Genomic DNA, 18,309 nt, shown 5'->3' with positions numbered 1-18,309 from the left:
TTTCCGCCGTGACCGCATTGCTTGGCCAAGCCAGCCCATGCCGCACCTTCCAAACCCCAATCCCGTTCGTCCTGGCCGAGGTCCTGAACAGCGACTGGGCAACTTACAGCGTCGTTTCCGTGCGGTATCGGCGCGCCATGATCGTGCTAATAAGTTGCGCCGGGTTATAAGGGCAGCGACCGTAGTCGTTGCCTTTGCGGCTGCCTTTGCGGTCGTTTGGGGCCTGGCTTCGAGCCCTTGGCCCGTCATGGCGACGCTCAGACATATCGCGTCAGCCCCCAACTGCGGTTTTGCTCGCTTGGTCGACTTGGCACCCGCGAGACGGGGGGAGCCCGGCTATTGGAAGCGCCACGATCGCGACGGGGATGGAGTTGCTTGCGAACCATGGCCGCCACGGCGGGGAGCTGCTTCGCGTCCATTTTCGCTTACAACAGCAATGGTCAACTCAGATTGAGTGCGCTGGGCTTAAAGCTGGTTGTGAGTGCATGGAAGTTCGATGTTGTTACTGCAATTCCAAACTGATCAATTTTTGCTGCGATGCGTTCGTCTGGGCAGGACTTCGTTTCTCGCACGCGTCTAGGTCCGTTGCCGACCCTTGAGCGAAAGTAGGCGGTGACGCGCCTTCATCGAAGAGAAGTTTTCGCCGCCTCCTTTGCAATCCAGGCGACGAACAGTGCGACCCGCTTGTCGTTGGCGAGCGCCGCGGGCCAGCGGATGATATGCGCTTTGCTGGACGCCATATCCCAGCTTGACGATACGACGCGGCAAAGTCGTCGCTCCGCGAGAGCATCGTGAACCAGCAGTGACCGGCCCACAACGACACCGCTGCCCTGCAAGGCCGCAGCGAGTGCCGTACCGAGATTGTCGAAGCGAAGCCCGGCTGGAACGGGAGCCATGATCCCGAGCCGCTCGAACCAGACCGGCCACGACCACTCCGCGCCATCGTTGCGGCCAACGTAACCCTTGTGCAGGATCGGCAAGGTGCCGAGCGCGCCCGGATCCTTCAACGGCCGCCCGCGTGGCAGAAGCGACGGGATGGCGACCGGGAAAACCATCTCGTCGAATAGCAGGCGTTGGGTCGAGGTCGCGCGCGCGCCGGCCTTGGGCAGCCACCGGATCTGCACGTCGAGATCAAGGGCACGCGCCTGAACATCGCTTTCGACGACGGAGAGTTCGATCGCCACATCCGGATAGGTGGACGCAAACGCCGGCAGGCGCCTGACCAGCCAGTAGTTCGCAAGGGCGGCGCCGAGCCCGATCTTTAGCGTCGCCGGCTGCACCGCCGCGCGCGAGCGGGCGCGTAGCTCCGCCATCTCATCGAGCATCCGCCCCAACCCCTCGGCCAAGGTCATGCCGGCCGGCGTCGGCAACAGGCCGACCCCGGTGCGGTTCAGCAACGGCGCGCCGACAAAGGCCTCGAGCTTTTTCAGTCGGTGGCTGATCGCGCTCTGCGTGAGCCCCAACTCACCGGCCGCGAGCGTCATGCTGCGATGACGCAACGCCGCGTCGAACGCGATCAGACCATCAAAAGGGGGAAGGGCACGCATAGCGAGGGACTATGAAGGAGATTCATGCCGATGTGAACAATTGGCGTTGGCACATGGCGGCGGCTCAGGACACCAGTAGTCACCGCACAGCGCCGAGACCTCCCGATGACACAGCCGACGAACATGCCCGACAGCGACAATGCTCAGCCTGCACCATCCATGGCGCCGGCGCTGCTTCTGGGGATGGCGGCTTTCCTCGCCAACTTTGACGTGACGGCGGTGGTCATCGCCTTGCCGGCGATCGCACGTCAGCTCGGGTTCGGCGTGGCTGGATATGCCTGGGTCATGGACGCCTACAGTCTGGCGTTCACGGGCGCCTTGCTCTTTGCGGGGGCGTTGGCGGATCGGTATGGGCGGCGGCGGGCGATGCTCGCCGGCAACGGCATTTTTGCGCTCGCGTCGTTGGCGTGCGGGATGGCCTGGGACGGACCGAGCTTATGGGCTGCCCGCGCCCTGCAGGGCGTTGGCGCAGCATTCCTCGTGACCGGCGGCCTCGCGCTGATCGCAACGGTCTATGTGCAAACGCAGGCGCGCACGCGCGCATTCGCCTGGCTCGGCGTCATGTCCGGCATCGCCATGTCTCTCGGTCCGACCATCGGCGGTCTTGTCTCATCGTGGATCGGTTGGCGCTGGATCTTCCTCATCAACCTGCCGGCCTGCGCGTTGATCGCGTGGGGTATGCCGCGGCTGGTCGCGGAAGCGCGCGAGACGGCGCCCCGGCCGCTCGACTTCCTGGGTGTCATGCTGCTCACCGCTGCGCTCGCTGTGCTGGTGGAGGCGCTGCTGCTTGGCCGCACCTCGACCCTGCATTTGGCCGGCGGGCTCGCGCTGAGTGCGGTGCTGCTCGCTGCATTCGCGATTCAGCAGCGGCGCCTCGACAAACCGATCCTCGATCCCGGCGTGTTCGTTCAGCGGGCCATGATCGGGATTGCGATACTGCTGTTCGCGGTGTCGATCGGCTATTGGGCGGTGCTGGTCTATTTGCCGCTGTTCTTCGCTACCGCCTTCGACTGGTCTTCGGAGGTGGCCGGGCTTGCGCTCCTGACGGCCACGCTGCCGATGCTGTTCCTGCCGCCATTGGGCGGCTGGCTTATCGGCCGGGCAGGATGGCGGCTGCATTTCGCCCTGGCCCTTGCATTCGTGGCAGCCGGCAATGCCGCCATTGTGATCGCGCTCATGTCAGGCGGCTCGGCACCGCCGATGATTCCGATCTTCTGCGGCATGGTCGCCATTGGGGTTGGCGTGGCGCTCGCGCACCCGCAACTGTCCGGCGCAGCCGTCGCGCTCGTGCCTCCCGATCAGGCCGGCATGGCATCTGCCGTGACAGTCGTTATGCGCCAGGCCGGCTTCGCGGTCGGTATCGCCGTTCTCGGCGCGGTGCTCCATGCCGAGGGATCGGCGATCAGTTATGTCTGGCTGTTTTCGGTAGCCGCGATTGCATCGGTAGCCGGACTGGTCGCGGCGCTCGTCTTGCTGCCCGCGCAAAAATAGCAGCGCCAGGCGGGCGGCACGTTTTGAACTGTATCTCTGGCATTGTTCCAGGGCCGGCATATGTTACGAACCAGCGGCTATTTCGGGACGGCTTCCATGAATGCAACGCCATCTGTCGATCTGCTCTGGCAAACGATCCGGCGTGAAGCGGAAAGCGCTATGGCGCGCGACCCGGTATTCGGCGCGGCGCTGTCAACGGCTATTCTCGATCATCCTGACTTCGCTCACGCGCTGGCGCACCAGATCGGCGCGCGGCTCGGCAAGAGTCCGGCGGATCGCGCGCGGTTTGCGCAGCTTGCCTGCGACGCGTTTGGTCGTTCGCCCGATCTGGTCGACGCCGCAAGCCGCGATTTGCAGAGCATCGCCGTTCACGATCCCGCGACGACGACGCTGCTGCCGCCGCTGCTGAACTTCAAGGGATACGTCGCGCTGCAGGCCTGGCGCGTCTCCAACTTGCTCTGGCGCGAGAGCCGTTACGATCTCGCGCTGCTGTTGCAAAGCCTGTCGTCTGATCAGCTTCAGGTCAGCATTCATCCGTCCGCATCGATCGGCACGCAGGTCTTTCTCGATCACGCCACCGGCATCATCATCGGCGCCTTCGCCGTGATCGGCGACGAGGTGACGATCCTGCAGAACGTCACCATCGGCCGAAAACATTCGGAGCCGGACCGCGCCCCGAAAATCGGCAGGGGCGTTTTACTCAGCGCCGGGTCGAGCATTATCGGCGGCGTCAGCATCGGCGATTTCGCCAAGATCGGCGCCGGCGCCGTGGTCGAGCATGACGTACCGCCCGGCTGCACCGCGGTCGGCGTTCCCGCGCGGCTAACGAATTGTCCGGAGAAGGTTTCCGTCTGAGTGTAGCCCGGGCGAGCCAACGGGTCGCGCGAATGCGCGCCCGATGACAGGCTCCGCGACCCCGGGACCCATGCGAGAGAAAACCGGCATATCGCTGCGCTCATGCGGGCTACAATTCATTACGCACCGCGAACTGATTTGCTTCGCGCACAAGCGCAATTTCATTCGCTGGCCTGCGACAAACCGGCACGACGGGCAAATCACCCAAAACCTGTCCAGCCCCTGGCACAAAAATATTCTGCTTTCGTTCTCACCCAAATCAGTCCCATAACTCCGCCCGTCTCACGGCGGATGAGGGGCGTTGGCCATCGTCACGAACGCGCGGTGAGATGCGATGGACGCGAGAGCTGCGACTGACGTGTGTGGCTCGAGCGTACGGCGAAGTCGTGTGGTTCGGGCGTCGCGGTGCTGGCGCTAAGTCCCAGGAGAAGCGAAGCTTCTCGGGGGCGACGGAGGCAAAAAAGCCGTTCTCCGGGAAGAGCACGAAGTAAGCCGTAAAGCCATTGCGCAGGGAAGGCCGGAGTGTTTCCGCTGAACCTGTATGCTCGTGTGCCGCCTTTTGCCGTGTGCATTGGCACGCGAGACCGCGGGTGCGGCGAGCACCCGGTCTTCCCTGCGCCCTCTGAACAAGAGGGCGGGAAGTTATCAAGCAACCTCGGGCGCGATGCGCCGCGAGAAGGCGAAATCGTTTTTTCGTAGGATGGGTGGAGCGAAGCGATACCCATCACGTCGGTGTGTGTGGCGATGGGTATCGCTGCGCTCCACCCATCCTACGGGACTGCATGACGCGGAAAGGCGGAGGCCGCAAAGCGGCCGTCGCGAAGGGCGAGGCGACCGGCCGGGCACCACTTTCGGGGGCATGGAACCCGGACCCCGAGCCCCGTAACCGCCCGGCCTGCCTCGATTTCCGGCAGCCGGATTTCCCTTTGGTAACCTAAAGTTAACCAAGCTTGGCGTCTGGTTAGGGACGGAATGACGCGCTGACAGCCCTCGTTTTGACATGTTGGCAGGGGAAGCAAATACCCGGCTTTCGGCGGGCCCCCATGCGACACCTAGAGAGGCTCTCGCGCTGGCGCATATCGCCGCGCCCGACGCGCGGCTGTGGTACCGGCAGCCGTTTGCTCCCGGAGGAAATAGGGACACTTGCGTTGAGAGGATACCGCTCATGAATCCCGCCGACGTGGCTCCGGCAGCCCTGCCGTTGGTCTCCGCCGACGTATCGCTGATCGCCCTGTTCATGCAGGCCCATTGGGTCGTGAAAACAGTCATGCTGGGGCTGTTGGCCTGTTCGGTCTGGGTCTGGGCCATCGCGATCGACAAGATTTTCCTCTATGGCCGCACCAAGCGCGCCATGGACCGTTTCGAGCAGGCGTTCTGGTCGGGGCAGTCGATCGAAGAACTCTACCGCGCGTTGTCAGCGAAACCGACGCAATCGATGGCGGCGTGTTTCGTCGCGGCCATGCGCGAGTGGAAGCGCTCGTTCGAGAGCCAGACACGCTCCTTTGCCGGCCTGCAGATGCGGATCGAGAAGGTGATGAATGTCTCCATCGCCCGCGAGGTCGAGCGGCTGGAACGGCGGCTCCTGGTGCTGGCGACCGTCGGCTCGGCCGGACCGTTCGTCGGCCTGTTCGGAACCGTCTGGGGCATCATGTCGAGCTTCCAGTCGATCGCGGCCTCGAAAAACACTTCGCTCGCGGTGGTGGCGCCCGGCATTGCGGAAGCGCTGTTTGCGACCGCTATCGGTCTCATCGCCGCCATCCCCGCGACCATTTTCTACAATAAGTTCACGTCCGAGGTGAACCGGCAGGCGCAGCGGCTGGAAGGCTTCGCCGACGAATTTTCCGCGATCCTGTCCCGCCAGATCGACGAGCGGGCGTGAGGACGGCAAATGACGAGCGCATCGTGAGATCAAGATCATGGCGATGAACATGGCAGGTTCGTCCGGTGGCGGTGGACGCCGCGGCCGGCGTCGCGCCGCCGTGATGGCGGAGATCAACGTCACGCCGATGGTCGACGTGATGCTGGTGCTGCTCATCATCTTCATGGTGGCGGCGCCGCTGATGACCTCGAGCATCGATATCGACCTGCCGGTCGCCAGCGGCAGCAAGCAGATCCAGGCCAACACGCCGCCGTTGACGCTCTCTGTCAAGCGCACCGGCGGGGCCTGCAATTCGAACGTCGAGCTCTATCTCGGGGATACGCTGATTTCGGCCAATGACCTGCTGCCCAAGATCAAGGCGATCCGGGAGACCCGGTCGGAAGCCGAGAGCGTGGTATACCTGCGCGGCGACAAGGACGTCTGTTACACGGATATGATGAAATTATTGGGGTATATTAGGACGGCGGGATTCAAGGCGAATATCGTCATCATCCCAGAGCAGGGCTCATGAGCCATGAAGCGGCACGCGACGGCTGACGAGGGAGCGGGAAAGCTCAAGTGAAGGTCAAGGTCGACAAGACGGTCCTGGCATCGGTTGCCCTGCACGTCCTCGTGCTGGGATGGGTGATGCTGTCGTTCTCGACCAGGGCCCTAGAAATGCAGCCGGAAGATTCGGTCGCGGTCGATGTCATTTCGCCCAATGAGCTCGCCAAGGTCATGGCCGGCATGAAGACCGGCAAGAAGGAAAACCCGAAGCCGCTGGTCGAGAAGGTCGCTGAAGCCAAGCCCGTCGACGATGCCGTCGGCAAGATCACCGAGAAGGCGCCGGTTGTGACCGAGACCGCACCGCCGCCGCAGCCGAAGGCCGAGGAAAAGCCGGTCGAGAAGAAACCCGACCCGCCGAAGGTCGTCGAGAAGCCGAAGGAAGAGCCGAAGCAAGAGCCGAAGCCGGTCGAGAAGAAGCCCGAGCCGGTCAAGCCCGATCCGATCGCCGAGGCGATCAAGAAGGAAGAGAAGAAGCCGCCGCCGAAGCCGGTGCAGGCGGCCAAGCCGCCGGAGCCGCAGAAGCGGATTGTCGAACGGCACTTCGATCAGAACCAGATCGCGGCCCTGCTCGACAAGCGTGACCCGTCGCGTCAGGCCACGACCGGAGACACGCTGAATTCGAACGCAGCGCTCGGCCTTGCGAAGGGCACGGCTGCGGACAATTCCGCAACCTGGGGCGCGATGTTCAAGCAGCAGGTCGAGCGATGCTGGAAGAAGCCCTATGGCGGAATCGAATCGCAGAAGCCTGAAGCCGCGTTTGCCATTCGTCTGAAGCGCGACGGCACCCTTGAAGGCTCGCCAATTCCGGAAAGCGCTCCGGCGACCCCCTACCTTCGCGTCTATCAGGAGAGCGCGTTGCGCGCGATCATCGAATGCCAGCCGTACAAGCTGCCGGCGGCCCTTTACGAGGAATGGAAATATTTCGCGCCGGTGTTCAAGGAAAAAGTCTAACGGTTTTGTCACGCAGCGGACACCCGTTGGCAATGACAGATATGAGCAAAGTTTGAAGCGATGACTGACAAAGATGGATTGCCGAACATGCCGTTCCGCCTGAGCCGCCGGCAGATCATTTCTGGAATGGCCGCGCTTGGCACGATCACCGCCGCGCCGGTTCGCAGCGCATTTGCGCAAGCGCCGAAGCGGATCCCCATTCCCGAAGGTGAGTTCGTTCCGCTCCCGATCGCGATCCCGAATTTCGTGGCGGGCACGCCCGGCGATGCCGAGGTCGGCGTCGGTGTGACGCAGGTCATCACCAACAACCTCAAGCGCAGCGGGCTGTTCGCGCCGATCGATCAGGCCGCCTTCATCGAGCGTATCGTCGATAGCGACAAGGCGCCGCAATTCCAGAGCTGGAAGCAGATCGGCGCGCAGTTCCTGGTCACCGGCCGCATGACGCGGCAGGGCGACGGCCGCCTGAAAGCGGAATTCCGTCTCTGGGATGTCAATCAGCAGCAGCAGCTCGCCGGCCAGCAATTCCAGACCTCGCCGGAATACTGGCGGCGGATCGCGCACATCATCTCCGACCAGGTCTACGAACGCACGACCGGCGAGAAGGGCTATTTCGATAGCCGTGTCGTGTTCGTCGACGAGACCGGGGCGAAGGAGCGCCGCGTCAAGCGGCTGGCGCTGATGGATCAGGACGGCGCCAACGTCCGATACCTGACCAAGGGCTCCGACCTGGTGCTGACGCCGCGGTTCTCGCCGTCGACCCAGGAAATCACCTACATGGAATTCGGCCAGGGCGATCCGCGCGTCTATCTGTTCAACGTCGAGACCGGGCAGCGCGAGATCGTCGGCAACTTCCCCGGCATGTCGTTCTCGCCGCGGTTCTCGCCGGACGGCCAGCGCATCATCATGAGCCTGCAGCAGGGCGGCAACTCGAACCTGTTCGTGATGGATCTGCGCTCGAAATCGACGACGCGGCTGACCGACACGCCGGCGATCGACACCTCGCCGTCCTATTCGCCCGACGGCGCCCGCATCTGTTTCGAATCCGATCGCGGCGGCAAGCCGCAGATCTACGTGATGCCGGCCACCGGCGGCGGCGCGCAGCGCATCTCGTTCGGCGAGGGCAGCTATTCGACGCCGGTGTGGTCGCCGCGCGGCGACTACATCGCCTTTACCAAGCAGGGCGGCGGGCAGTTCGCGATCGGCATCATGAAGACCGACGGTTCGGGCGAGCGGATCCTTACCTCGGGCTTCCACAATGAGGGGCCGACCTTTGCGCCGAACGGCCGGGTCGTGATGTTCTTTCGCGAGCCCGGCGGCAGCGGCGGACCCTCGCTCTACACGGTCGATATCTCAGGTCGTAACGAATTGCGGGTACCAACGCCCGGTTTTGCCTCCGACCCGGCATGGTCGCCGCTGTTGTCATAATGGAACCCGGTCCCGCAAGGGACCAGCTGTTAACCGGCAAACATTGCCTAGCCCACTGATTTTTCGGGCATATTTTAGTCGTGCGCCGCAAAAAACAACGTCTCGGTAACGATATTCCCTCAGAAAGACTTCATCTGCAGCGGGTAAAACTACCTACCCGAATAGGATGCGCGCCCCTAAAATGCAGCTTGCAAGTCAAACCGAAGAGCCGGATCAGAAGGTCTCGCCGTCAACTTACTCGGCGCTGATCGATTCGCTTTTCCAAAATCCCGCGCCGCTGTTCGCGGGCGCGGTGATGGTTGCCTTTGCCGCGGCCATGACCGCCGTGAAGACCGGACAAGACCTGCTCTGGCCATGCGTTGCTTTTCTCGTGCTGTCCGGCACCGCCCGCGCCCTCGACATGCACCGCTACAGCAGCCGCAGATCCGCTCTGACCGCCGATGAAGCCGCGCGTTGGGAGGTGCGCTATCAGATCGGGGCGATGATCTATGCCGTTGCGCTCGGGCTATGGTGCACGGTGACTCTGCTCGGCAGCGATGATGCTGTGGCCCACATGATTTGCCTGACCGTCACCACCGGGTACGTGGCTGGAGGTGCGGGCCGGACCTATGGAAGGCCGTGGATATTCCACGTGCAGATTGCACTCGCCTGCGGACCGACGGCGATTGCGCTGGCGCTTCGCGGCACCCCCTATTACATCGGAATGGCGATCGTCAGCGCGGTGTTTTTTTTGGCGCTGAAGCAGATTTCGACCGACTTGCAGCGGATCTTCGTTCGAGCACACGTCGCGCGCGAGCGCGAGGCGGCGCTGGCTGATCAGTTCGATACCGCGCTGAACAACATGCCGCATGGTCTGTGTATGTTTGGGGCCGACGGCCGGCTTGCGGTGATGAACTATCGTTTCAGCAAAATGATGGAGCTATCCGACGGTCTCGTGCAAAGCGGCGCGAGTGCTTCCGACATCATCGCGGCCTGTGTCAGCGCCGGATCGATCTCGGCGGCGAGCGGCAAGATAATCCTCGATGAAATCGAGAATTCGCAGGCGAGGGGCGTCGTTACCGCTGATCCCGACTTCGCCAGAAATCGGTCGCTGTCGTGGACCTTCCAGCCGATGGCCGGCGGCGGCGCGGTCGTGCTGCTGGAAGATATTACCGAACGCCGCAATGCAGAAGCCCGGATCAGTCATCTGGCGCGTTACGACGAACTGACGGCGCTGCCGAACCGGGTCAATTTCCGGGATGAGATCGGGCGGCTTCTGGCTGTCCAGCAGGGCGCCGAACAATTGTCGGCGCTGCTGTTCGTCGACCTCGACCAGTTCAAGCAGGTCAACGACACGCTCGGCCATCCCTGCGGCGACCAGTTGCTGTGCGCGGTGTCTGAACGGTTGCGCGAGATGCTGCGGCCCGAGGACTTCGTGGCGCGCTTCGGCGGCGACGAGTTCGTGGTGTTCCAGCAGAACATCCATTCGGCCGATGACGCCGCAGGTCTCGCCCGGCGCATCGTAGATCGCCTGAGCGAGCGCTACAAGATCGACAATCATCTGGTCGAGATCGGCGCCAGCGTCGGCATCGCCATGACCTCGCGCGGCGTCAGCGCCGACACGCTGCTCAAGAACGCCGACATGGCGCTGTACCGCGCCAAGGCCGATGGCCGCGGCACGTTCTGCTTCTTCCGGGAAGAGATGGCGCAGGTCGTCGAATCCCGCCGCATCCTCGAACTGGACCTGCGCAAGGCGCTGGCCAACGAGGAGTTCGAGCTGTTCTTCCAGCCGCTCGTCAATCTCAAGTCGGGCCGGATATCCACCTGCGAGGCGCTGCTGCGCTGGAATCATCCGGTTCGCGGCACGGTCTCGCCGACCGATATCATTCCGGTCGCCGAGGACATGGGCCTGATCGTCGATCTCGGCCGCTGGATTCTGCGCAAGGCCTGTATGGAATGCATGAAGTGGCCCGAGGGCGTCAGCGTCGCGGTCAACTTCTCGCCGCAGCAATTCCATCAGCGCGACGTGCTGAGCGAAGTCCGCTACGCGCTTGAGGTCTCCGGCCTACAGGCCAACCGGCTCGAAATCGAGATCACCGAATCCTCGCTGCTGCGTAACACGCAACTGACGCACGACGTGCTGTCGCAATTGCATTCGCTCGGCGTGCGGATCTCGCTCGACGATTTCGGCACCGGCTATTCGAGCCTGAGCTACCTGCACAACTTCCCATTGCAGAAGGTCAAGATCGACCGCTCCTTCCTGGAAGGGATCGACAGCGACCGGCCGCTGACGCTGCTGCGCGGCGTGGCACGGCTGTCGGCCGACCTCGGAATGTCCGTCGTGGTCGAGGGCATCGAGACCAACGAGCAGCTCGAGTTGATCAGCGCCGATGGTGCGGTAACCGAGGCCCAGGGCTATCTGTTCAGCCCGCCGGTGCCCGCGGTGCGGGTTCGTCAGTTGCTGAATGCCTCGCACGGCCGCCGTCCGCCGGACAGCGTGCTGGTTCCGGTCCCCTCACGGTCCATCGCCTGATCCCCCATCCCCGTGAAAATACGGGGGAATTTGCCCCCTCGGAGTAACCTTAACTTCCTGAAAGCTTTGCAATCTTGTTAACAAGCTGTTAATCCTTTCCCCGCTCGCAGAAGTTGCTTGGAAGCGTTAGGAGTACAGTATGAGGTCCCCGGCCGAAGCACGCCCCATGGCCTTGGGACGGAGTCCCGATCCGCTGGATCAAGTCGACTATCGATTGGCGCAGACTCCCGAAGAAAAGGACGAGATCTACAGGCTCCGCTACCGGGCCTACCTTCGCGAGGGGGCTATCCAGCCTTCGACTGACGGGCGCGTGATCGATCAATATGAAGACGCTCCCAACGCCTGGACCTTCGGCGTCTATTTTCACGGTGAGCTCTACAGCTCAATTCGCGTGAGCGTGCTGACGTCCGAATGGCGGATGTCGCCTTCAGTCGAGCTGTTTGGCGAGGTCCTCCACCCCGAGCTTGACAAGGGGAGGGTCATTATCGATTCAACGCGCTTCGTTGCCGACCCCGAAAAGGCGCGAAATTTTCCTGAGCTTCCCTACGTAACTGTCAGGTTGGGCTCCATGGCCGGCGTCTATTTCAATGCCGACTATGGATTGGCGATCGTACGTCCCGAGCATCAGGCGTTCTACCGGCGCGTGTTCCTGCATGAAACCTGGTGCGAGCCGCGATCGTATCCGGGCCTCGTCAAGCCTGTCGGGCTGATGGCTGCGCATTTGCCGACGGTGCGTGACAGGGTTCTGGCCCGCTATCCGTTTCTGCGTTCGAGCGCTTTCGAACGGCGAACACTCTTCGACCGCGGCGGCGGGCGGCCCTCGTCATTCGATGCGGTGGTTACCTCCTTCGAGCCTGCCTCGATCGTCCCGAGTTCCTGAACCGGGTGGGAGGCGGGTAGAATCAGCCGCCCGGGCCCGCTCGTCATCTGGACCCGCTCGTCATCAAGGCTCGTCATCAAGGCTCCTCACCAACGGGGCCGGCGCATTTCGCCCCGATGTTCATGACAAAGCGCCTAAATCTAGTGATTTCGGCCCGGTGCGCACTTGCCTTCACCGTCACGCCACATTTACAAACCATTAACTATCGCGGTCGCTTTTCACGGTTTGTCGGCATTTGATCGGGTCTGGCAAGGTTCCATCAAGGTTGACGGAACGTTCGCTTAACCATCGACCTGTAGACCGGATAACAGTCGAAAAACGTGAGCGTGGAGGCTCCGGAATGAAATATCAGATGCGCATCCTCCAGGGATGGAAGCTGGCGGCTGTGGTCGCGGTGGCGCTGTCGATGGGCGCCTGCGCCAAGAACAACGTCGGCGCCGATGGCGCGATGGCGAGCGCGGCAACCCCGGGGAGCCAGCAGGATTTCGTGGTCAATGTTGGCGACCGCGTGTTCTTCGAGAGCGACCAGACCGAACTGAGCCCGCAGGCGATCGCCACGCTGGAGAAGCAGGCGCAGTGGCTGCAGACCTACAACCGCTATTCCTTCACCATCGAAGGCCATGCGGACGAGCGCGGCACCCGCGAATACAACATCGCGCTCGGTGCACGCCGCGCCCAGTCGGTGCGCAGCTATCTTTCCTCGCGCGGCATCGATCCGAACCGCATGCGCACCATCTCCTACGGCAAGGAGCGTCCGGTGGCGGTCTGTAACGACATCTCCTGCTGGTCGCAGAACCGCCGCGCTGTCACGGTACTGAACGCCGGCGCCTGAGGTTAGCCTGGCAGAGTTCAACAGCCGGCGCCTTCGGGCGCCGGTTTTATTTTGGGCTCATGATGAAGCGGCGGATCGCGGCCAGTGTGGGCTCGGGCGCGTCTTGTATGCAGGCGTGCCGGCAGTCGACAAACCGTTCGAACCGCACCAGATGCGGCGGCAGCGCGGCTGCGATGTCGGCCTGGCTCTCGATCGGGTGAATGGGGTCATCTTCGCCGCCGAGCACCAGCGTCGGACATTGGATGCGATCCAGGTCGGCGAAGAAGTTGAAGCTGTGGCTCTCGCCGCCGGGCCTGGTAAACCATTGCAACACCTCCGGCCGGTTGACGGCGCGGCACGCCATGTCCGGGATCGCGCGTCGAGATAGACGATCTGGGCAATGTCGGCCAAGGCGGAATAGGCCGGCCGGTAGATAGAATGGTCGGAGCCGGGGCCGCCGTGCATGAGCGGATCTCCATCGATTTGTGAACGCTCCGCCGGACCGGGCGGCTTGTCTTGAAGCGGAGACTAAACCATACCGGAGTTCCGCGAACCGAATCGGAAACGCCAGTCACAATTCTGGCGCACTCCCTATCTCAATAGTGTTCTGCTTTCGTTTGACACGCGATTTCGTCGTCAGGGCAAAATGTCATCCAGATTCCTCAATGCTGCCGGTGCCGCGGCGATTGCCGCGATGCTGGCTTTGTCTGTGCAGACCGCGTCCGCACAGATCACGTTCCCGTGGGAGCGCTCTCCGCAAGGCTCCCCGCAGGTCCAGGCGCAGTCTGACGACGCCGACCTGGAAATGCGGATCCAGCGGCTGGAAAATCAGCTCCGGCAACTGACCGGCCAGAATGAGGAGTTGCAATACCGCAACCGGCAGCTTGAGGATCGGCTGCGCCAGCTCGGCGCCGCGCCGCCGGCGCCAGGCGGCCAGCCCCCGGGTGCGCAGCCCAACGTGGCCGCGGCGCCGTCTCCGGTTCAGCTCGGTCCGCCGCAGGGGCAGCAGGGCTATCCGCAACAAGGCTATCCGCAGCAGGGGGCTCGCCAGCAGCAGGGCTATCCGCAGACCCAACCCGGCTACGACCAGCAGCCGCAGGTCGCCTCTCCCGCGCCGATCGCACAGGACCCGGCAGCTCCGCAGGTCGGTGGCCGCCGTCGCGGCGATGCTTTCGACCCCAGCCAGAATCCCAACGCCCCCGGCGCGCCGCGCGCGCTCGGCGGTGGCCAGATGCCAATGTCGAGCGAAGCGGCGGTCGGCGTCCCCGGCGGACGCGGGCCCGGCGAGCCGCTCAATCTCGGCGGTCCGCGTGATCCCGGTGGCGCCTTGCCGCCGCCGGCTGCAGCCGCGCCGCCGCCGCGCGGCCCCGGGCCGGGCGCCAGCGCCGCGCTGACCACGCTGCCGCCCTCGGCCACGTCAAAGGACGAATTCGATCTCGGCATCGGTTACATGCAGCGCAAGGACTATGCGCTGGCCGAAGCGACGATGAAGAACTTTGCGCAGAAATATCCAAGCGATCCGCTGATCGCGGATTCGCAATACTGGCTCGGCGAAAGCTACTTCCAGCGCCAGCAATATCGCGACGCCGCCGAAGCGTTCCTCGGCGTGACCACCAAGTTCGACAAGTCGGGCAAGGCGCCCGACGCCCTGCTGCGGCTCGGTCAGTCGCTGGCGGCGCTGAAGGAAAAGGAAGCCGCCTGCGCCGCGCTCGGCGAGGTGACGCGGAAATATCCGCGCGCATCTGCTGGCGTGAAGGCCGCCGTGGACCGTGAGCAGAAGCGGGTTAAGTGCTAAAGCGGAAGCCGGTCGAGGCCGCCATCGGCCTCGAATAGACTGGCGATGCCATGCCTGACGACGACCACGCGCCGATCTCGGTACAGCAAGCGAAAGATCTGTTCGCACACTGGAAGGCCGCGCCGGCACTCGTGCTGGCGGTATCCGGCGGTCCTGATTCGCTTGCCCTGATGTGGCTTGCCGCCCGCTGGCGCCGTGCGCTTTCGCGCGGGCCGCGACTGATCGCGGTTACCGTCGACCATGGCTTGCGGGCTGAAGCTGCGCGCGAGGCGCGCGAGGTCAAGCGTCTCGCACATACCCTCGATGTGCCCCATCGCACGCTGCGCTGGACCGGGGCCAAACCTAAGACCGGCTTGCCGGCCGCGGCCCGCGCCGCGCGCTATCGCCTGCTGGCGAAAGCCGCGCGGGCGAGCGGCGCCACGCACATCCTGACCGCGCATACCCGCGACGACCAGGCCGAGACGCTGTTGATGCGGATGTTGCGCGGCAGCGGCATCGCCGGTCTCGCCGCAATGGCGCGCGAGACCGAGCGCGAGGGCTTATGGCTGGCGCGGCCGTTGCTGGACGTTCCGAAATCCCAACTCGTCGCGACGCTGGGCAAGGCGAAGATCGCCTTTGCCGACGATCCCACCAATCGCGACATGAGCTTCACGCGGCCGCGGCTGCGCGCGTTGATGCCGGCCTTGATCGAGGAGGGCGGCGACAGCCGAAATTTGGCGCGGCTGGCAACAAGGCTGGCGCGGGCGAATGCCGCGATCGAGGTGCTGGCCGACGGCGCTGAGCGCTATCTCGCCTTGAGAGATCGCGATGATGCCTCGCGCTTCGGATTCGATGCCGGGGCGTTTGCCGGCCTGCCCGAGGAAATCCGGCTTCGGCTGCTCAAGCGCGCGATTGACCGGGCCGGCCACGAAGGGCCTGCGGAACTCGGCAAGGTGGAAGCGCTGCTGGCGGTGCTGGATCGGGCCATTGCGAATGGCGCGAGGCAGACAAGGCTGAAACAGACGCTGGCCGGGGCGGCGATCAGCCTGACGAAGGGGCGAATTCATGTCGATCCAGCGCCGCTGCGGAGGGGTAGCCGCGCGTAAGAAACATCCCCATATCCAGATATCTGTGATATCGGGACGAAGAGCCTTAACCACCCCGTAAAAACCTCGGATTTTGCGTCATTTTTTGACCGGGTATCGCGTTAAGATGCGTTAAATAGTCCCGTATGGTTCCCTTGGCATTGACCCGGGCGCCACCTAGATTGGTGTAGTGGACCGGGGATTCTCGCCTCACTACCCAAGGAATACTCTAGGGTTACTGCCAAGGACATTGGGCCGCGATCCGCGCGACCACGAAGGAAGATCAATGAACGCCAATCTGCGCAACTTCGCCCTCTGGGTCATCATTGTTTTGCTGCTGTTGGCATTGTTCACGCTTTTCCAGAATCCGGGTCAGCGTACATCCTCGCAGGACATCTCGTTTTCGCAGCTGTTGAGCGAGGTCGACCAGAACCGCGTTCGCGACGTCGTGATCCAGGGGCCGGAAATCCACGGCACCTTTACCAACGGCTCCTCGTTCCAGACCTATGCGCCGAGCGATCCGACGCTGGTCAAGCGCCTGTATGACGGCAAGGTCTCGATCACTGCGAAGCCTCCCGGCGACAACGTGCCGTGGTTCGTGTCGCTGCTCGTCTCCTGGCTGCCCTTCATCGCGCTGATCGGCGTGTGGATCTTCCTGTCGCGGCAGATGCAGGGCGGCGCCGGCAAGGCGATGGGTTTTGGCAAGTCGCGCGCCAAGATGCTGACAGAGGCCCATGGCCGCGTCACCTTCGAGGACGTCGCTGGCGTCGACGAAGCCAAGCAGGACCTGCAGGAGATCGTCGAATTCCTGCGCGATCCCGGAAAATTCCAGCGCCTCGGCGGACGTATTCCGCGCGGCGTGCTCTTGGTCGGCCCTCCCGGCACCGGCAAGACGCTGATTGCGCGCGCGGTCGCGGGCGAAGCCAACGTGCCGTTCTTCACGATATCGGGTTCGGACTTCGTCGAAATGTTTGTCGGCGTCGGCGCTTCCCGTGTCCGTGACATGTTCGAGCAGGCCAAGAAGAACGCGCCCTGCATCATCTTCATCGACGAAATCGATGCGGTCGGCCGTCATCGCGGCGCAGGTCTGGGCGGCGGCAATGACGAGCGCGAGCAGACGCTGAATCAGTTGCTGGTCGAGATGGACGGCTTCGAGGCCAATGAAGGCGTGATCCTGATCGCGGCCACCAACCGGCCCGACGTGTTGGATCCCGCGCTGCTGCGTCCCGGCCGCTTCGACCGTCAGGTCGTGGTGCCGAACCCGGATGTCGTCGGCCGCGAGCAGATCCTCAAGGTTCACGTTCGCAAGGTGCCGCTGGCGCCGGATATCAACCTCAAGACCATCGCGCGCGGCACCCCGGGCTTCTCCGGCGCCGACCTGATGAACCTCGTCAACGAGGCGGCGCTGACCGCCGCCCGCCGCAACAAGCGGATGGTGACGCAGGCCGAGTTCGAGGAAGCCAAGGACAAGGTGATGATGGGCGCCGAGCGCAAATCGCTCGTCATGACCGAGGAAGAGAAACTGCTGACGGCCTATCACGAGGGCGGCCACGCCATCGTCGGCCTCAACGTCGTCGCAACCGACCCGATCCACAAGGCGACCATCATTCCGCGCGGCCGTGCACTCGGCATGGTGATGCAGCTGCCCGAGCGCGACAAGCTGTCGATGTCGCTCGAGCAGATGACGTCACGGCTGGCGATCATGATGGGCGGCCGTGTCGCGGAAGAATTGGTCTTCGGCAAGGAGAAGGTTACGTCCGGCGCCTCTTCAGATATCGAGCAGGCAACGCGACTGGCGCGCATGATGGTAACGCGCTGGGGTCTGTCCGAAGCCCTTGGCACCGTGTCCTACGGCGAAAACCAGGACGAGGTGTTCCTCGGCATGTCGGTATCCCGCACCCAGAATGCATCGGAAGCCACGGTTCAGAAGATTGACACCGAGATCCGGCGTTTTGTCGAAGAGGGCTACAACGAAGCCACGCGTATCCTCACCGAGAAGCGCCAAGACCTCGAAACCCTGGCAAAGGGCCTGCTCGAGTTCGAGACGCTTTCCGGCGACGAGATCATCGACCTGCTCAACGGCAAGAAGCCGAACCGCGAGTCGGTGCTGGAGCCGAGCACGCCGCGGGCATCTGCCGTGCCCCCCGCCGGCAAGCCGCGCCCGCGTCCCGATCCGGACCCGGGTCTGGAGCCGCAGCCGCAGGCGTAAGAGCGGATTGCACCTGAATAGAAAACGCGGCGGTGACGCCGCGTTTTTTTGTCTGCGCCGTCGTCATTGCGAGCCCCGGTGGCTCGCAATGGCGTGGTTGCCGCCACCAGGTGAGTTATGCCTTCGCGGGGGCGCCGAGATGCACGGCCAGGATATGCTCCGGCGTCTCTACCACTTCGATCGTCTCCCCGTCGCCGCCGACAAAGGCAAGAACAGTGCGCTCGCCGTCGCGTGACATGCTGCCGACGAGCGCGATATTGATGTGGATGGGTTGCCCCGTCTCGAACCTCGTGCATTCAATCCAGAAGCGCATGGCGGTCTCCTTCGATCATCTGCGGCAAGAC

General features: G+C 63.6%; 16 protein-coding genes. 13 read left to right on the top strand and 3 right to left on the bottom strand.

The annotated features are described in order from the left end of the window. Window positions 1-37 precede the first annotated feature (37 nt). On the top strand, window positions 38-454 hold the full coding sequence (locus C7G61_RS47195; protein WP_338026070.1) for an excalibur calcium-binding domain-containing protein: 417 nt from the start codon (window positions 38-40) through the stop codon (window positions 452-454). A gap of 169 nt (window positions 455-623) precedes the next feature. Here C7G61_RS47195 and C7G61_RS11240 read toward each other — a convergent pair whose 3' ends face one another. Next, window positions 624-1,547, bottom strand: a complete 924-nt coding sequence (locus C7G61_RS11240) for a LysR substrate-binding domain-containing protein (RefSeq protein WP_108514171.1) — start codon at window positions 1,545-1,547, stop codon at window positions 624-626. A 105-nt stretch (window positions 1,548-1,652) separates the two neighbouring features. On the opposite strand from C7G61_RS11240, the gene C7G61_RS11235 reads away from it, so the two are divergent. The 9 genes from C7G61_RS11235 (at window position 1,653) to pal (ending at window position 12,918) form a co-directional block, all read left to right on the top strand. After that, the gene (locus C7G61_RS11235) at window positions 1,653-3,038 is read left to right on the top strand and encodes an MFS transporter (protein ID WP_244608255.1); all 1,386 of its coding nucleotides are present in this window, start codon (window positions 1,653-1,655) and stop codon (window positions 3,036-3,038) included. Between the two features lie 96 nt (window positions 3,039-3,134). After that, window positions 3,135-3,893: a serine acetyltransferase domain-containing protein gene (locus tag C7G61_RS11230; protein ID WP_108514170.1), complete on the top strand. Its 759-nt coding sequence runs from the start codon at window positions 3,135-3,137 to the stop codon at window positions 3,891-3,893. A 1,165-nt stretch (window positions 3,894-5,058) separates the two neighbouring features. Next, window positions 5,059-5,772: a protein TolQ gene (gene tolQ / locus C7G61_RS11220; protein ID WP_108514169.1), complete on the top strand. Its 714-nt coding sequence runs from the start codon at window positions 5,059-5,061 to the stop codon at window positions 5,770-5,772. 37 nt (window positions 5,773-5,809) lie between these two features. Then, window positions 5,810-6,283, top strand: coding sequence for a biopolymer transporter ExbD (locus C7G61_RS11215; RefSeq protein ID WP_108514168.1), 474 nt, complete (start codon window positions 5,810-5,812; stop codon window positions 6,281-6,283). 47 nt (window positions 6,284-6,330) lie between these two features. Next, window positions 6,331-7,269 carry a protein TolA gene (locus C7G61_RS11210; protein ID WP_108514167.1) on the top strand — a complete coding sequence of 313 codons (939 nt, stop codon included), beginning with the start codon at window positions 6,331-6,333 and terminating at the stop codon, window positions 7,267-7,269. A gap of 87 nt (window positions 7,270-7,356) precedes the next feature. Then, entirely contained in the window at window positions 7,357-8,694 is a 1,338-nt protein-coding gene (gene tolB / locus C7G61_RS11205; protein ID WP_108514466.1) for a Tol-Pal system beta propeller repeat protein TolB, read from the top strand. Window positions 8,695-8,875: 181 nt separating this feature from the next. After that, the gene (locus C7G61_RS11200) at window positions 8,876-11,206 is read left to right on the top strand and encodes a putative bifunctional diguanylate cyclase/phosphodiesterase (protein ID WP_108514166.1); all 2,331 of its coding nucleotides are present in this window, start codon (window positions 8,876-8,878) and stop codon (window positions 11,204-11,206) included. A gap of 139 nt (window positions 11,207-11,345) precedes the next feature. Further along, window positions 11,346-12,086 carry an N-acyl amino acid synthase FeeM domain-containing protein gene (locus C7G61_RS11195; protein ID WP_108514165.1) on the top strand — a complete coding sequence of 247 codons (741 nt, stop codon included), beginning with the start codon at window positions 11,346-11,348 and terminating at the stop codon, window positions 12,084-12,086. 340 nt (window positions 12,087-12,426) lie between these two features. Next, window positions 12,427-12,918, top strand: coding sequence for a peptidoglycan-associated lipoprotein Pal (gene pal / locus C7G61_RS11190; protein WP_108514164.1), 492 nt, complete (start codon window positions 12,427-12,429; stop codon window positions 12,916-12,918). Window positions 12,919-12,964: 46 nt separating this feature from the next. Here pal and C7G61_RS11185 read toward each other — a convergent pair whose 3' ends face one another. Beyond that, window positions 12,965-13,261 (bottom strand): alpha/beta fold hydrolase, encoded by a 297-nt coding sequence (locus C7G61_RS11185; protein WP_108514163.1) that lies wholly within the window; start codon window positions 13,259-13,261, stop codon window positions 12,965-12,967. Window positions 13,262-13,543: 282 nt separating this feature from the next. On the opposite strand from C7G61_RS11185, the gene ybgF reads away from it, so the two are divergent. From ybgF to ftsH, 3 genes are all read left to right on the top strand, one after another. After that, window positions 13,544-14,692 carry a tol-pal system protein YbgF gene (gene ybgF, locus C7G61_RS11180; RefSeq protein WP_108514162.1) on the top strand — a complete coding sequence of 383 codons (1,149 nt, stop codon included), beginning with the start codon at window positions 13,544-13,546 and terminating at the stop codon, window positions 14,690-14,692. A gap of 50 nt (window positions 14,693-14,742) precedes the next feature. Then, on the top strand, window positions 14,743-15,777 hold the full coding sequence (tilS, locus tag C7G61_RS11175; RefSeq protein ID WP_108514161.1) for a tRNA lysidine(34) synthetase TilS: 1,035 nt from the start codon (window positions 14,743-14,745) through the stop codon (window positions 15,775-15,777). 265 nt (window positions 15,778-16,042) lie between these two features. Further along, the gene (ftsH, locus tag C7G61_RS11170; protein ID WP_108514160.1) at window positions 16,043-17,965 is read left to right on the top strand and encodes an ATP-dependent zinc metalloprotease FtsH; all 1,923 of its coding nucleotides are present in this window, start codon (window positions 16,043-16,045) and stop codon (window positions 17,963-17,965) included. 115 nt (window positions 17,966-18,080) lie between these two features. Here the strand turns inward: ftsH and C7G61_RS11165 are convergent, their stop codons facing one another. Continuing rightward, a complete protein-coding gene (locus tag C7G61_RS11165) occupies window positions 18,081-18,278 on the bottom strand; it encodes a hypothetical protein (protein ID WP_108514159.1) in 198 nt (65 codons plus the stop codon). Between the last annotated feature and the right edge of the window lie 31 nt (window positions 18,279-18,309).

Source organism: Bradyrhizobium algeriense (assembly GCF_003062295.1).
GTDB lineage: Bacteria > Pseudomonadota > Alphaproteobacteria > Rhizobiales > Xanthobacteraceae > Bradyrhizobium > Bradyrhizobium algeriense.
The sequence above is the reverse complement of the archived record's forward strand: the minus strand, read 5'-3'. Positions and strand labels throughout refer to the sequence as shown.

What these genes read in the sequence shown, in the direction of transcription:
- ftsH (WP_108514160.1), top strand. Translation starts at nt 16,043, where the DNA reads ATGAACGCCAATCTGCGCAACTTCGCCCTCTGGGTCATCATTGTTTTG.
- C7G61_RS11185 (WP_108514163.1), bottom strand. Translation starts at nt 13,261, where the DNA reads ATGGCGTGCCGCGCCGTCAACCGGCCGGAGGTGTTGCAATGGTTTACC.
- C7G61_RS11200 (WP_108514166.1), top strand. Translation starts at nt 8,876, where the DNA reads ATGCAGCTTGCAAGTCAAACCGAAGAGCCGGATCAGAAGGTCTCGCCG.
- tolB (WP_108514466.1), top strand. Translation starts at nt 7,357, where the DNA reads ATGCCGTTCCGCCTGAGCCGCCGGCAGATCATTTCTGGAATGGCCGCG.
- ybgF (WP_108514162.1), top strand. Translation starts at nt 13,544, where the DNA reads ATGTCATCCAGATTCCTCAATGCTGCCGGTGCCGCGGCGATTGCCGCG.
- C7G61_RS11195 (WP_108514165.1), top strand. Translation starts at nt 11,346, where the DNA reads ATGAGGTCCCCGGCCGAAGCACGCCCCATGGCCTTGGGACGGAGTCCC.
- C7G61_RS11215 (WP_108514168.1), top strand. Translation starts at nt 5,810, where the DNA reads ATGGCGATGAACATGGCAGGTTCGTCCGGTGGCGGTGGACGCCGCGGC.
- pal (WP_108514164.1), top strand. Translation starts at nt 12,427, where the DNA reads ATGAAATATCAGATGCGCATCCTCCAGGGATGGAAGCTGGCGGCTGTG.
- C7G61_RS11240 (WP_108514171.1), bottom strand. Translation starts at nt 1,547, where the DNA reads ATGCGTGCCCTTCCCCCTTTTGATGGTCTGATCGCGTTCGACGCGGCG.
- C7G61_RS11235 (WP_244608255.1), top strand. Translation starts at nt 1,653, where the DNA reads ATGACACAGCCGACGAACATGCCCGACAGCGACAATGCTCAGCCTGCA.
- tolQ (WP_108514169.1), top strand. Translation starts at nt 5,059, where the DNA reads ATGAATCCCGCCGACGTGGCTCCGGCAGCCCTGCCGTTGGTCTCCGCC.
- C7G61_RS11165 (WP_108514159.1), bottom strand. Translation starts at nt 18,278, where the DNA reads ATGCGCTTCTGGATTGAATGCACGAGGTTCGAGACGGGGCAACCCATC.
- C7G61_RS11230 (WP_108514170.1), top strand. Translation starts at nt 3,135, where the DNA reads ATGAATGCAACGCCATCTGTCGATCTGCTCTGGCAAACGATCCGGCGT.
- tilS (WP_108514161.1), top strand. Translation starts at nt 14,743, where the DNA reads ATGCCTGACGACGACCACGCGCCGATCTCGGTACAGCAAGCGAAAGAT.
- C7G61_RS47195 (WP_338026070.1), top strand. Translation starts at nt 38, where the DNA reads ATGCCGCACCTTCCAAACCCCAATCCCGTTCGTCCTGGCCGAGGTCCT.